Source organism: Gemmobacter denitrificans (assembly GCF_036964905.1).
GTDB classification, from domain to species: Bacteria; Pseudomonadota; Alphaproteobacteria; order Rhodobacterales; family Rhodobacteraceae; genus Gemmobacter; species Gemmobacter denitrificans.
Map to the genome: position 1 here is coordinate 85,787 of NZ_JBALHR010000007.1, position 12,969 is coordinate 98,755.

The 12,969-nt window shown below is 63.7% G+C and carries 13 protein-coding genes; 7 read left to right on the plus strand and 6 right to left on the minus strand.

The window, feature by feature from the left end; all coding sequences use genetic code 11:
• Positions 1-74: 74 nt before the first annotated feature.
• Positions 75-1,712, minus strand: a complete 1,638-nt coding sequence (locus V6590_RS12625; RefSeq protein WP_335423617.1) for an AMP-binding protein — start codon at positions 1,710-1,712, stop codon at positions 75-77.
• Positions 1,713-1,805: 93 nt separating this feature from the next.
• Here V6590_RS12625 and V6590_RS12630 point away from each other — a divergent pair, with 93 nt between their 5' ends.
• Complete coding sequence (locus V6590_RS12630) at positions 1,806-2,741, plus strand: DMT family transporter (protein WP_335423618.1); 936 nt, start codon at positions 1,806-1,808, stop codon at positions 2,739-2,741.
• A gap of 42 nt (positions 2,742-2,783) precedes the next feature.
• Here the strand turns inward: V6590_RS12630 and V6590_RS12635 are convergent, their stop codons facing one another.
• Positions 2,784-3,362, minus strand: a complete 579-nt coding sequence (locus V6590_RS12635; protein ID WP_335423620.1) for a thymidine kinase — start codon at positions 3,360-3,362, stop codon at positions 2,784-2,786.
• Positions 3,363-3,810: 448 nt separating this feature from the next.
• On the opposite strand from V6590_RS12635, the gene V6590_RS12640 reads away from it, so the two are divergent.
• Positions 3,811-4,266, plus strand: coding sequence for a hypothetical protein (locus V6590_RS12640; protein ID WP_335423622.1), 456 nt, complete (start codon positions 3,811-3,813; stop codon positions 4,264-4,266).
• Between the two features lie 99 nt (positions 4,267-4,365).
• Here V6590_RS12640 and V6590_RS12645 read toward each other — a convergent pair whose 3' ends face one another.
• Complete coding sequence (locus V6590_RS12645; protein WP_335423624.1) at positions 4,366-5,736, minus strand: DEAD/DEAH box helicase; 1,371 nt, start codon at positions 5,734-5,736, stop codon at positions 4,366-4,368.
• 276 nt (positions 5,737-6,012) lie between these two features.
• Between V6590_RS12645 and V6590_RS12650 the strand changes: the two genes are divergently transcribed.
• Positions 6,013-6,957 carry a hypothetical protein gene (locus tag V6590_RS12650; RefSeq protein ID WP_335423626.1) on the plus strand — a complete coding sequence of 315 codons (945 nt, stop codon included), beginning with the start codon at positions 6,013-6,015 and terminating at the stop codon, positions 6,955-6,957.
• 11 nt (positions 6,958-6,968) lie between these two features.
• Positions 6,969-7,433, plus strand: coding sequence for a GNAT family N-acetyltransferase (locus V6590_RS12655; protein WP_335423629.1), 465 nt, complete (start codon positions 6,969-6,971; stop codon positions 7,431-7,433).
• 4 nt (positions 7,434-7,437) lie between these two features.
• On the opposite strand, the gene metG is transcribed toward V6590_RS12655, so the two are convergent.
• Positions 7,438-9,156: a methionine--tRNA ligase gene (metG, locus tag V6590_RS12660; RefSeq protein ID WP_335423631.1), complete on the minus strand. Its 1,719-nt coding sequence runs from the start codon at positions 9,154-9,156 to the stop codon at positions 7,438-7,440.
• A 72-nt stretch (positions 9,157-9,228) separates the two neighbouring features.
• Positions 9,229-9,732, minus strand: a complete 504-nt coding sequence (locus tag V6590_RS12665) for a YceI family protein (RefSeq protein ID WP_335423633.1) — start codon at positions 9,730-9,732, stop codon at positions 9,229-9,231.
• Between the two features lie 244 nt (positions 9,733-9,976).
• Here V6590_RS12665 and V6590_RS12670 point away from each other — a divergent pair, with 244 nt between their 5' ends.
• From V6590_RS12670 to V6590_RS12680, 3 genes are read left to right on the plus strand one after another with little or no spacing between them, the layout of a single operon-like run.
• Positions 9,977-11,014 (plus strand): aldo/keto reductase, encoded by a 1,038-nt coding sequence (locus V6590_RS12670; RefSeq protein ID WP_335423635.1) that lies wholly within the window; start codon positions 9,977-9,979, stop codon positions 11,012-11,014.
• Between the two features lie 14 nt (positions 11,015-11,028).
• Positions 11,029-11,553, plus strand: coding sequence for a hypothetical protein (locus tag V6590_RS12675; RefSeq protein ID WP_335423637.1), 525 nt, complete (start codon positions 11,029-11,031; stop codon positions 11,551-11,553).
• On the plus strand, positions 11,550-12,062 hold the full coding sequence (locus V6590_RS12680) for a lipocalin family protein (protein ID WP_335423639.1): 513 nt from the start codon (positions 11,550-11,552) through the stop codon (positions 12,060-12,062). Before V6590_RS12675 ends, V6590_RS12680 begins: the two co-directional genes overlap by 4 nt.
• Here the strand turns inward: V6590_RS12680 and V6590_RS12685 are convergent.
• Positions 12,050-12,904, minus strand: a complete 855-nt coding sequence (locus V6590_RS12685) for a helix-turn-helix domain-containing protein (protein WP_335423641.1) — start codon at positions 12,902-12,904, stop codon at positions 12,050-12,052. The two genes, V6590_RS12680 and V6590_RS12685, sit on opposite strands and share 13 nt — an antisense overlap.
• Positions 12,905-12,969 lie beyond the last annotated feature (65 nt).

Consider the following 12,969-nt stretch of genomic DNA (forward strand, 5'->3'; position numbering starts at 1 on the left):
TTTGGCCGCTTTTTTAGAACCTTAGCTGGTCTGCTGCGCCGTCACAACCGCGACCGGCGGGAAGGTGCCACCGCTCAGCCCTGTTGGGCCATCAGCCTGGCCACTGCGCGCAGTTCGAATTTCTGGATCTTGCCGGTCGATGTCTTGGGCAGATCGCAGAACACCACGGCCTTGGGGGTGGCGAAACCGGCAAGGCGGCTGCGGGCAAAGCGGATCAGGTCATCTTCGGTTGCGGTCATTCCGGGTTTCAGTTCGACAAAGGCGCAGGGCACTTCGCCCCATTTATCGTCGGGCTTGGCCACCACGGCGCAAAGGCTGACCGCCGGATGGTGCATCAGGGCGCCCTCAACCTCGACCGAGGAGACATTCTCGCCGCCCGAAATGATGATATCCTTGGCCCGGTCGGTGATCTTGATATAGCCATCGGGGTGTTGCACCGCGATATCGCCGGACCGGAACCAGCCGCCCTTGAAGGCCTCGGCCGTGGCTTGCGGGTTCTTGTAATAGCCTTTCATCACCAGATTGCCGCGCATGACGATTTCGCCCAGATGGGCGCTGTCACGTTTCACGGGCGTATCGTGGCTGTCCAGCACGGTGACAGCGTCCATCTGGGCCATGGCGACCCCGGTACGGGCCTTCAGCGTTGCACGGTCTTCGCCTGTCGTGCTGTCCCATTCCGGTTGCCACAGACATTCCGTTGCAGGCCCATAGGTTTCGGTCAGTCCGTAAACCTGAGTGACATTGAAGCCCAGCGGTTCAATGGCGGCAAGGGTGGCAGCCGGGGGCGGCGCCCCTGCGGTGAAGACTTCGACCACATGGTTGAAGGGGCGGCGGTCGCTTTCGGGCGCGTTGATGATGGTGTTCAGCACAATGGGTGCCCCGCCGAAATGGGTGACACCCTCGTCGGCAATCGCGTCATAGATCGCCTTTGCCGTGACATCGCGGCAGCAGATCAGCGTGCCGCCCATCATCGGCGCCATCCAGGGCTGCAGCCAGCCGTTGCAATGGAACATCGGCACGATGGTCAGCACCTTGGGGAACAGCTGCATCCGCCAGCCGATAACCGAGGCCATGGTGCCCAGATAGGCCCCGCGATGGTGATAAACCACACCCTTGGGCCGCCCCGTGGTTCCTGATGTATAGTTGATGGCGATGCTTTCCCATTCGTCCTGCGGCAACACCCAGTCGAACCCCGGATCGCCCTCGGCCAGAAGGTCATCATACCCCAGATAATGCCCCGATGGCACATGGCCCGCCGCGTGATCGCAGACCTCGATAATCTGCGGGGCAGGTCCCTCCATCTTGCGGATCGCCGCTTCGGCCAAGGGGAGCAGAGCAGTATCGACCAGCACCACCCGCGCTCCGGCATGACCGAAGATATATCCCACCGTATCGGCATCCAGCCGGGTGTTGATGGTGTTGAGCACTGCGCCGCAGGCCGGTACGGCAAAATGCGCCTCGGCCTGTGCGGGAATGTTGGGCAACAGGGTCGCCACGACATCGCCGGGCCGCACGCCGCGCCGCGCCAGCCCCGATGCCAGGCGCGTCACTCGGGCGGCATATTCGGCATAGGTCACACGATGATCGCGCCAGACGATGGCCAGCCGGTCCGCATGCACATCCGCCGCGCGCCGCAGATGCGACAATGGGGTCAACGGCACATGGTTTGCCGCGTTGCGTTCCAACCCGCTTTCATCTGCCAGCCACCCCATGTAACCCCCCTTCGGCAATATCGTGTCGCATTCCGGCATGCAGAATGATGCCCAGTTGCGGCATTGAAAAGGGCAGACGAAAGGAAATTGCAGATGTCATCCGCTAACAGCCCGGCACAGGTGCCGGATCGCACCCTTGCCGCCGCCGGGCTGGTGGTGGTCTATGCCACGATCATCGGCTATACCGACAATTATGTGCGGGTGGTCGCCGCCGAGGGCGGGTTGTGGCAGTTCCATGCCACGCGGTCGGTCATGGCATGGGGCATCTTGCTGGCTCTGATGGTGCCGCTGGGCCTGCGCTTGCGTCCGCGCAACCTGCGGGCCGTGGTGGCGCGTTCGGCCATTCATGGCGCGGCAATGTTGATCTATTTCGGGGCGCTGGCCTTTCTGCCGGTGGCGCAGGTGGCTGCAGGCCTGTTCACTGCGCCGATCTTCGTGCTGCTGATTTCCCGCTTTGTCTATGGGCACGGGATCGGGCCGGTGCGGGTTCTGGCCGTTGCCGTCGGTTTTGTCGGCGTCGTACTGGTACTGGGGCCCGAGGCCATGGCGGGGGCCAGCCTGGCTGCCGCCTTGCCGGTGTTGGCGGGCGCGCTTTACGCCCTGGGCAATATCGCCACGCGCGAATGGTGTGGCGGCGAAACAGCGGAAACGCTTTTGGGTGGGTTCTTTCTGGCGCTTGGCATCCTGGGTGCAGTCGGGATGGCGCTGCTGCATCTGTTCCCGCTGCCGGTGCCCGATGGGGCCGATGGCTTCGTGCAGCGGGGGGCGGTGGCCGTATCGGGCAGCTTTTATTTCTGGACCTTCGTGCAGGCGGCAGGGTCACTTCTGGGTGTGGGGATGATGATCAAGGCCTATCAGCTGGCCGATGCCAGCCGGGTTTCCGTCTTTGAATACATCATTCTGCCCGCTTCGGCGTTCTGGTCTTGGGTCATCTGGGGCGAGGTGCTGACACCGCTTGCCGTGTTCGGAATGGTGCTTATCACGGCGGCTGGGGTCATGATTGCGCTACGGTCGCGTTCGGCGCGATGAACGCAAGCGGGGGCCAATCAGCCCTCTATGGCCAAGCGCCGTTCAATCGGCCACTGCTGCGCGCCAATGGCGGCGGCAGAGGCTGACATAGGTTTCATTGCCGCCGATCACCACCTGATCGCCGTCTTTCAGCGCACGGCCATCCGGGCCGCGGCGGATCACCATGGTCGCCTTCTTGCCGCAATGGCAGATCGTGCGAACTTCGCGCATCTCGTCTGCCCAGGCCAGCAGGGCAGCCGAACCCGGAAACAGTTCGCCCCGGAAATCCACCCGTAGCCCATAGCACATGACAGGTACGCCCAGATCATCCACGGCGCGGGCCAGTTGCCAGACCTGCTCCTTTGACAGGAACTGCGCCTCATCAATGAAGATACAGGCAATGGGGCCTTGGGCAAGGCGCGCCTCCAGCTTCGCAAACAGATCCTCGCCCGGTGCGAAAGTATCTGCATCCTCGCCAATACCGATCCGGCTGGCGATCCGCGCCTGCCCGGCGCGGTTGTCAAATTGCGCGGTGATGAGCAGGGTCTGCATCCCACCTTCGCGGTAGTTATGCGATGCCTGCAGGAGCGCGGTCGATTTGCCCGCGTTCATCGTGGAGTAATGGAAGTAAAGCTTGGCCATGATGGTGCGCGCGGTAACGCAAAAGCCCCGCCTTGTGCAAGCGGGGCCTTTGGCACTTTTGACCAACTTGCACCACAGGGGCACCATTACCACTGGCACGAAAGCTGGATGGGGCCCGCCGCCAGCGGTGGCGACGGCGATACCCGCCCCGAGAAACCGAACCACCACAGCAGGTTTGCCGCAGGTCTTCACCAATGCACCCGAGGGACAGGGCAACGGCAAGTTGCGAGGGCAGGTCCGCCATGCAGACCAAGCCAGCGATCCGGTTTTCCGGTGCAGGCCTTCACACGGCGGACCCCACCCATGCCGACGCTGGGGACGCCGACCACTCATTAAGGCCCCGGTTACCCGGAACTGAATAATGCATGACAAAATCCTGCCATCCGATTAATGGGAAAAGACTATCTGTTTTCCCCGGCCCGTCCGGGATCATGCCAGGACCCCAAGTATGTCGATCGGCTCGTATCTGAAGAAGCACACCGAAGCACTTGTGAAGGACGTCGGGATCGAGGCGGCCTGCGAGTTGACCGGCAAATCAAAGGCCACGATCGGGCGCTATTATTCCGATCAGGATGAGCATGGCGATCGCTTCATGCCGATTGACGTCGTGGCACAGCTGGAGGCCGCGTCGCGCTTTCCGCATGTGACCTCGGCGCTGGCTGATCTGCGCGGCATCACGCTCAGCTACGATACGGAACGGCGCAATTCGCAATCGGGTGGCATCAATTCCGATGTGGTCGCCTTGGCGCAGCGCTTTGGCATGCTGATGGCCGAATACAATCAGGCGATTGGGGATGGCAAGATTTCGGTGAACGAGGCCAAGCGGCTGTTGCGCGAAACGCTGGCCATTCAGCAGGTCTTGCTGGAGATGAAACTGAACCTGGAAGACGAGGTCAACCCGTAACCGGGTCCGTATCAGGGAATGGGTGGGCCATCCTGGGCCCATCCGCATGGCCCGATCCGGCAGACCGGGCGGACCTTGGCCCGCCCGCAGTCGATCCAATCAGCCCCGGCCTGCCGGACGGCGCTGTTGTCCGCCCGCGTTGCGCTTGGGGGCACCCTGACCCCCCTGAACTGCCTTGGCCTGAACCGGTTTTGCGGCAGGTTTGCCCTGGGGCTTGCCAGCGCCTTGCGGGCGGGCAGATTGCGGTTTGGCACCGGGCTTTGCGGCCGCCTGCGGACGACCACCCTGCGGGCGACCCCGGTTCTGGCCCGGCTTCGGTGCGGCCTTCACCATCTCCATCGCCCAAGGCGCGCCGCCGATCACCGGGATCGGCTTTTTCAGCACCTTTTCCACCGCCATCAGCTCTTCCATCTCGGCAGGGGCACAGAAGGCCACAGCTGCGCCTTCTGCCCCGGCGCGGGCCGTGCGGCCGATCCGATGGACATAGTTTTCCGGCACATTCGGCATGTCGTAATTATACACATGCCGCACCAGCGGAATGTCGATCCCCCGTGCCGCCACGTCGGTTGCCACCAGCACCGCAAGGCTGCCCTCGCGGAACTCCGCCAAGGTGCGTTCCCGCTGGTTCTGGCTGCGGTTGCCATGAATCGCCCCGGCGCTGAAGCCCCAGCCCACAAGCAGCTTGGCCAGCTTGTCCGCGCCATGCTTGGTGCGCGAAAAGACGATGGCGGCTTCGCCCGGGTGCTTCTGCAAATAGGTTTCCAGCAACCGTGCCTTGTCGCCCTGCGGAGTGAAATGCACGCCCTGCACGATCTTGTCGGCAGGTTTGCCGGGGGGCGAAACCTGCACGCGGACCGGATCGCGCAGATAGGTTGCCGCGATTTCCTCGATGTCCTTCGGCATGGTGGCCGAGAACAGCAGTGTCTGGCGCTTCAGCGGGATGTGCTTGGCGATGGTGCGCAGGGCATGGATGAAGCCCATGTCAAGCATGTGGTCGGCCTCATCCAGCACCAGATAGCCACATTTTTCAAGGCTGACAGCCCCGCGATCCAGCAGGTCGATCAACCGGCCCGGCGTGGCGATCAGCACATCGGTGCCCTTGGCCAGCCGATCAACCTGCTTGTTGATCGATGCGCCGCCCACAACCATGGTGATCTTGCAGGGCGTGCCTTTGGTAAAGGTGAACAGATGCTCGTAGATCTGCTGCACCAGTTCGCGGGTCGGCGCCATGATCAGCGCGCGCACATTGCGTGGCCCCGGCGGATGGGTGATGTCGAGCAGGCGGTGCAGCAGCGGCAGGCCAAAGGCCGCCGTCTTGCCCGTGCCCGTCTGGGCAAGGCCCATCAGGTCGCGGCCCTGCATCACATGCGGGATGGCCTGCGCCTGAATGGGCGTAGGCGTTGTAAACCCGGTATCGGGCAGGGCTTTCAACAGTTTGGGCGACAGGCCCAGATCGGCGAAGGTGGTCATGAATGGCTTTCCGGCAGGCGCAAACCTGCCTTGCCGCGGGTGCCGCGGCATCGAGGGGGCGGTTGTGCCTCGCCTCCGGAACATCGTGTTCCAGCGACCGTCACACCGCGGCGCCCCTGCGTGATGGTGGGAACCCGGTCCCCGCGCCCTGGAATGGTGCTCACGCGGCACGGGCGACGGTTGGGGGCGACATGCGCATGCCTTGGCCAAAAGTCAAGGGCAAAGCGGATTGCGGGCCTGCCGGGTGGGGGCTAGACTGCCCGAAAAGGGGGCAGGATGGCGGAGATCAGGCTGCATCTTCCGGCACATATGCTGGAAAACGCTTGCGCGCGCATGCCGCAGTTTTATCGCCGCGTGCTGGATGGTCTGGCCGGGGCAGGGGCCCGCACCCGGATCGTGCATCGTGACATCGCGGCTTTGCAGGCCGGGCCCGAGAGCGACGGATTCGATCTGGTTCATGCGGCGGCGGTGGGGCGCGGACAGGCGCTGATCTTGGGAACGGCCTATCTGGACCGGTTCTTCTATGCCGATCCGAAGGGAATTTTCTTCGAAAGCAGCACGGTTCAGGCCCGGTATCGCGCCGATGCGGTGCCATCGGACCGGGCTGCCGCCTTTCTGGCGGAGTTGCACGCCGCCCATGTCGTGCCGCGCCGGTCGCGCCATGCCCAACCCGAAGCGCGGGCCAGCTTTGCAGGCGGGCATATCGCCGTTTTCCTGCAGGATCTGTCGGACCCGGTGGAACGCGCCCGGCACATGACGGCCCTGCAGATGATCGAGACGGTTCTGGCCCATCGCGATGGGCGGCATCTGGTGGTCAAGCCCCATCCGCGCAATCGGGGGCCTGAGACCGAAGCAATCCTGCGCCGCCTGGACCGACGCCCGGGGGTCACGGTGACCGAGGCCAACCTGCATGACATTCTGGACGGGGCGGCGGTTTCGGTGTCGATCTCGTCTTCCGTCGGGCTGGAAGGGATGTTGCATGGCGTCCCTGCCATTTTCTTCGGGGCAACCGACCTGCATCACTGCGCAGCGATGGTGGAACGCCCCGAAGATTGGCCCGCCGCGCTAAACCGTGCTTTGACGACGCAATGGCCCTACGCGGCTTTTCTTCTGTGGTTTCTCAAGCGCCGCAACATCGACGCCCGCCGCCCGTTTCTGGACCGGCTGATCCAGCGTATCGCCGAAGCCGGGGGCGATCTGGCCGCCCTGGGTCTGGCCTGAAAGGGCGGCGCATGATCCGCCCCGCCACCCCTGAGGATGCAGGCGCGATCCGCAGGTGCGCAGAGGCGGCCTTTGCGCCCTATGTTCCGCTGATCGGGCGACGCCCCGCCCCGATGGATACCGATTTTCCCGCCGCAATCGCTGCCGGGCAGGTTTGGCTGGCGGAACGGGGTGGCGAGCTGGCGGGCTATCTGATCTGTCGGGCCGAAAGCGAGGCGATGCTGCTGGATACGGTGGCCGTGCTGCCCAGATGGGGCGGGCAGGGGATTGGCCGCGCGTTGATCCGGCAGTGCGAGGCCTTGGCCTGCGCCGCAGGGTTGCCTGCGGTTCGGCTCTACACCAACGCTTTAATGACCCAAAACCTGCAGCTTTACCCGCATCTTGGATATGCCATCACCGGGCGGCGGCAGGATCAGGGGTTTGATCGGGTGTTTTTCGAGAAACGGTTGTGTCAGGGGCAGGCTGGCAGCCCCTGATCGGTCAGTCGCGCTTGCCCGCAAAGCGCTGTTGCCAATCGGCGCGCTCTTCGTCGGTGATCTTGCGGAACAGGTTTTCCGGCACGGTGAAGGCGTGGCCGGGTTCCAGCGCGCGCAGGGCTTCCGGCACATCGCTCGGCCATGTCCAGTCGCTGCTGCCCATCGCCTCCATCATCGCCTGGGCGGCATCGGGGATGAAGGGACGCGAGAGGATGGCATAGACGCGGATCAGGTTCAGGCTGAGGCGGATCATCGCCTCGGCGCGGGCCGGATCGGTCTTGATCGCGCTCCATGGGGCGGCGGCTTGCAGATATTCGTTGCCGATCACCCAGATGGCGCGCAGTTCAGCCGCGGCCTTGCGCACCTCGATGGCGTCCATCAGCGCTTCATATTCGCGGATGCGCGCGCCGAGATCGGCGATCAGCGCGGCCTCTTCGCGGCCATACTCGCCGCCCGCAGGCACCACCTCGCCCAGTTTCGACTTGGCGAATTTGGTGACGCGGGACACGAAATTGCCCAGCACATCGGCCAGATCCTTGTTCACCGAAGCCTGGAAATTCTCCCATGTGAACTCGGCATCCGAGGATTCGGGCGCGTGGCTGAGCAGCCACCAGCGCCAGTAATCGGACGGCAGGATCGACAGCGCCTGATCCATGAACACGCCCCGCCCGCGCGAGGTGGAGAACTGGCCCCCATCATAATTCAGGTAATTGAAGGACTTGAGGTAATCGACCATCTTCCACGGCTCGCCCGAACCGAGGATCGTGGCGGGGAAGGAAAGCGTATGGAAGGGCACGTTGTCCTTGCCCATGAATTGATAATAAGTCACGTCCGCCGCGCCCTTGTCGGTGCGCCACCAGCGTTCCCAATCGGCATCGGTCTTGCCATTGGCATCGGCCCATTCGGCGGTGCCTGCGATATATTCGATGGGCGCATCGAACCAGACGTAGAAGACCTTGCCCTCCATCCCCGGCCAGGGCTGATCGCCCTTCTTGACCGGGATGCCCCAATGCAGATCGCGGGTGATGCCGCGATCTTGCAACCCGTCGCCGTCGTGCAGCCATTTCTTCGCAATCGAGGTGGTCAGCACCGGCCAATCGGTCTTGCTGTCGATCCAGGCCTCCAGCTTGTCCTTCAGCGAGCGCTGCATGAGGTAGAGATGCTTGGTCTCGCGCTCTTCCAGATTGGTGGAGCCGGAAATGGTGGAGCGCGGGTTGATCAGGTCGGTGGGATCAAGCTGCTTGGTGCAATTGTCGCATTGATCGCCGCGCGCCGAGTCATAGCCGCAATTCGGGCAGGTGCCCTCGACATAGCGATCGGGCAGGAAGCGGCCGTCGTCGATGGAATAGATCATCTTTTCCGAGACTTCGCGGATCAACCCGTTTTCGGCCAGCTTGCCCGCAAAGGCTTGGGTCAGCTTGTGGTTGCGCTGCGAGGAGGAGCGGCCAAAGTGATCGAAGGACAGCCGGAACCCCTTGGCAATCTCGGCCTGCACATCATGCATCTCGGCGCAATATTCGGCCACAGGCTTGCCTGCCTTGGCAGCGGCGAGTTCCGCAGGGGTGCCGTGTTCGTCGGTGGCGCAGATGAACATGACCTCATCGCCGCGCCCGCGCTTGTAGCGCGCGAACAGGTCGGCAGGCAGTTGGCTGCCCACGAGGTTCCCCAGATGCTTGATCCCGTTGATATAGGGAATCGCCGAGGTAATGAGAATCCGCGCCATTGGGTCTTCCTTCGTCTACCGGACGCGGTTTAGCGCAAGGTTCGGCAGAGCGGTAGGGGGAAGCTGTCGGCGTTATTGCAGGAGCTTTATCCGCGCCCGGATGTCCAACCGGACCTCATCGCCAACCGCATCTGCAAATCCTGTGGCACCAAAGGCGCTGCGCCGCAAACTGCCCTGCAAGTGGACGGTCAGATGTGACAGATCCCCGGTATCATGGCCTTTCTGACGAAAGATCGAGGCATGCAGGGTGATCGGTCGGGTCACTCCGCGCATGGTCAGGTTTCCCTGAACCAACGCACCGCTGCCGTGCGAGAGAACTTTGGTGGATGCAAAATGGATCGTTGGATGATGGCGCGCATCCAGCACATTTGCTCCTTTCAACGCCTCGGCGGCGAAAGGAAAGTTGGCGGTGGCGTGCTGTGCGTCCAGCGTGACGTCGATGGTGGAGCGGGCAACCGTGTCAAAATCGAGTGTCAGATCGGCGGTGATGATGGGAAAATGGCCGCTGATATCTTGTGTATCAAAATCCACAGAGAATCCGACATAAGATGTCTCGGGCTGCAAGGCGTAATCCACCGGAGCGGCACAGACAGGGCAGGCCAGCATGAGCAAGGCGGGGAGCAGGTGGCGCAAGGGATCGGACCTTTGGGTGTTATGTGAACAGGTCAGAGCGAAGCCTACCCCAAATCTGATTGGCTGGTGCTCACTCTATCGGCATCTCGGACCGCGAGGGCCCGGAGCAAGCGGTTCGCGTGCCGGATCGTTCACCCCTTGCCTTTGCCCTGCGCCGGGATAGGCTGTCGCAGGAAGGAGACCCGCCATGCAACAGCTTCCCCTTGGCCGCACCGGCCTGACCGTTTCCGAACTGTGCCTTGGCACCATGACATGGGGCAGTCAGAATACCGAAGCCGAAGGCCACGCCCAGATCGCCTGCGCGCTGGATCATGGGGTGAACTTCCTCGACACTGCCGAAATGTACCCGGTGGCTCCGGTCCTGGCCGAAACGGCTGGCCGCACCGAGGAAATCATCGGCACATGGTTTGCAAACCAAGGCGGGCGTGACAAGGTTGTTCTGGCGACCAAGATCACTGGCAAGGGCCAGATCCTGCGGCCCGGCCAACCCATTACCGCTGCCAGTTTTACGGCGGCGCTGGAGGGATCGCTGCGGCGACTGCAGACCGATTACATCGATCTTTATCAACTGCATTGGCCCAACCGTGGATCTTACCATTTCCGCCAGATATGGGGGTATAAACCGGGCGTTGATCGTGCCGCTGTCCTGGCGGAAATGGAGGAAATCCTGCGCGCCGCCGAAACGGCCATCGCGGCAGGCAAGATCCGGGCGATCGGGCTGTCGAATGAAAGCGTCTGGGGCGCGGCGCAATGGCTGCGGCTGGCCGATGACCACCGCTTGCCGCGCATGGCCACAGTGCAGAATGAATATTCCCTGCTGTGCCGCCAGTTCGACAGCGACTGGGCCGAGCTTTCGGCGATGGAGGATATGCCGCTGCTGGCCTTTTCGCCTTTGGCCTGTGGTCTGGTTTCCGGCAAATATGCCGGGGATGTGGTGCCCGATGGCACAAGGCGCAGCCGCAATCCCGATCTGGGTGGCCGGATCACGCCGCAGGTTTTTGCGGCAGTGTCGGCTTATCTCGGGCTGGCGCGTGACCACGGGCTGGACCCGTGCCAGATGGCAATTGCCTTTACCCGCACCCGGCCCTTCCCCTGCATCCCGATCATCGGGGCCACCTCGGTCGCGCAACTGCAGACCAATCTGGGGGCGGCGGGGCTGCGGCTGGATGACGAGGTGATGGCAGGGATTGCCGCGCTGCACCGCGAACATCCGGCACCCTACTGATGACCGGACCGGGGATGCTAAGCAGGGTTGGGCAGGGGCTGGCAGTTCTGTGCCTTGTCGCGTTATGCGCCTGCCAATTGACCCTGCCGGGGCGATCTGGCGGTGCGCCAAACCCGACTGTAACCGCTGCAGCGGCGCAAAGCCCGATCACAGGCGGGCCGATCTCGGTGAAGCCCGTCACACCCGCTGGCGCCCCGGCTGTTGCGAAACCGGAAGGGGCCGCGCCGGTAGCGCCTGCACCGGCCCGCAAAGCGCAGCCTGAAGCCCAGGCCCAGCCTGCCGCTGCCCCTGTCGCGCCGCGATCCGAGGCGCAATTGCGCTGCGAGACGCGGGGGGGCGTCTGGTCGCGCGCGGGGGGCGAGGCCAGTTTTGCCTGCGTGCGCCGCACCCGTGACGCCGGTCGCAGTTGCCGCAAGGAAAGCGATTGCGAAGGGCTATGTCTGGCCCGTTCCGGCACCTGCGCGCCAGTGACACCGATGTTTGGCTGCAATGACATCCTGCAAAAAGATGGAAGGCGGGTGACCCTTTGCCTCGAATGATCCTGTTGGCGCTGCTGGTGCTGGCGGCCTGCATGCCGGGCGCCCAGCCTGACCGGCGTGTCACGTTCCGTGACCGGGCGGCGCCGATCTGGTCCAATGCGGTGGTGCAGCCCGGGCAGCTGGCCGGAGATTGGCAGCAGGTCGCGGCCTTTGCTACGGCCCCGGGGGGCTGCGCGCTAGGCCGGGTGCGCATCGGCCAAGCCCAGCCGAGCGGTGTGAGGCTGGAGGCCGATCTATGCCTGAACGGTGCCCGAATGCGCCAGAGCGGCCTTGCGACCGTGCCCGGCCCCGGGCGTCTTGCCCCGCAACCCGCAGGGCCGGGCATTGCCCAACCCTGGTGGATCCTCTGGGCTGATGTCGATCTGCGCACGCTTGTCATCGGCACACCTACGGGTGAGATGGGGTTCATCCTGAACCGGGGCGGCTCGTTGCCGCCTGACCGCTGGGCTGCAGCGCGCGAGATTCTGATCTGGAATGGCTATGATCTGTCCCGGCTTCAGCGGTTCTGAACACCGTCACGCAACGCTCTGACATGGTTCGCGAAATCGCGCGCACCCAGTGCCGCTTCGCGCACCAGCCAATCGAAATGGCTGGTCACGGTGGCAACGCGGGTGCTGTCGCGGAACGCGATGTAATGGCGCCCCAGATAGACCACCGCCAGCATGGGGCCAAAAACGGTGATCGGGGCGGAAAACAGCCGTCTTGCGTCGAACAGATAGATGCGCAACGCCGGATACAGATCATCCGCCAACTGGGCAAACCTGTTCAACTGGCCCAGCCGAGTCTCGACGGGCAGCCCGTCATAATAGCCGGTCCCCCCGGCAAAGGCCGCAAGTTCGTGCATGGGCAGGGCGATTTCATAATCCGACCGCGCATCGGCCAGCCAGTTCAGCTGATCTTCAAATGCGGCAAAGGCCTGTTCCGCGGTGCGCCCCAATTGCGGGCGGTATTCCCATTCCACCATGGCACGGGTCTTGAGCATGTCGGGCAGGGTGGCTGGCACATGGCGGATCTTGTAGCCCGCCGCGTCACGGTGCCAGCCGAAGATGGCGTCGTCAAACAGGGCGCGGGGGGCTTCGGGCATGGACAATTGGGTCGCCAGAATGTCGTCCAGCGGTTCGGGGCGGTCTGAAAGGCCCAGCAGCCAATCGGCAGAAACGCCAAGCGCGATGGCACATTCGGCGGCAAGTCCCGCATTGGGCAGCCGGGTGCCTTCGGCCAGCAATTGCGACAGGGTGGACCGATCAGCCCCGGTGGCCCGCGCCAGCGCGCTCTGGCTCAGCCCACGCCGGGCCATCGCCTCGCGCAGGCGCTGGCGAAATTGCGGCGCGCGGTCGCGCTTGTCGATCATTGTCACATCCCGTGATTATTATCTGCGCTGTTGACTTTGCGATGCGTATTCTCGGAATTCCCGGC

Bases quoted from the DNA above. Each gene is read 5' to 3' on its own strand.
- V6590_RS12680 (WP_335423639.1), top strand. From the start codon at position 11,550: ATGATCCTGTTGGCGCTGCTGGTGCTGGCGGCCTGCATGCCGGGCGCC.
- V6590_RS12640 (WP_335423622.1), top strand. From the start codon at position 3,811: ATGTCGATCGGCTCGTATCTGAAGAAGCACACCGAAGCACTTGTGAAG.
- V6590_RS12655 (WP_335423629.1), top strand. From the start codon at position 6,969: ATGATCCGCCCCGCCACCCCTGAGGATGCAGGCGCGATCCGCAGGTGC.
- V6590_RS12670 (WP_335423635.1), top strand. From the start codon at position 9,977: ATGCAACAGCTTCCCCTTGGCCGCACCGGCCTGACCGTTTCCGAACTG.
- V6590_RS12685 (WP_335423641.1), bottom strand. From the start codon at position 12,904: ATGATCGACAAGCGCGACCGCGCGCCGCAATTTCGCCAGCGCCTGCGC.
- V6590_RS12630 (WP_335423618.1), top strand. From the start codon at position 1,806: ATGTCATCCGCTAACAGCCCGGCACAGGTGCCGGATCGCACCCTTGCC.
- V6590_RS12635 (WP_335423620.1), bottom strand. From the start codon at position 3,362: ATGGCCAAGCTTTACTTCCATTACTCCACGATGAACGCGGGCAAATCG.
- V6590_RS12650 (WP_335423626.1), top strand. From the start codon at position 6,013: ATGGCGGAGATCAGGCTGCATCTTCCGGCACATATGCTGGAAAACGCT.
- metG (WP_335423631.1), bottom strand. From the start codon at position 9,156: ATGGCGCGGATTCTCATTACCTCGGCGATTCCCTATATCAACGGGATC.
- V6590_RS12645 (WP_335423624.1), bottom strand. From the start codon at position 5,736: ATGACCACCTTCGCCGATCTGGGCCTGTCGCCCAAACTGTTGAAAGCC.
- V6590_RS12625 (WP_335423617.1), bottom strand. From the start codon at position 1,712: ATGGGGTGGCTGGCAGATGAAAGCGGGTTGGAACGCAACGCGGCAAAC.
- V6590_RS12675 (WP_335423637.1), top strand. From the start codon at position 11,029: ATGCTAAGCAGGGTTGGGCAGGGGCTGGCAGTTCTGTGCCTTGTCGCG.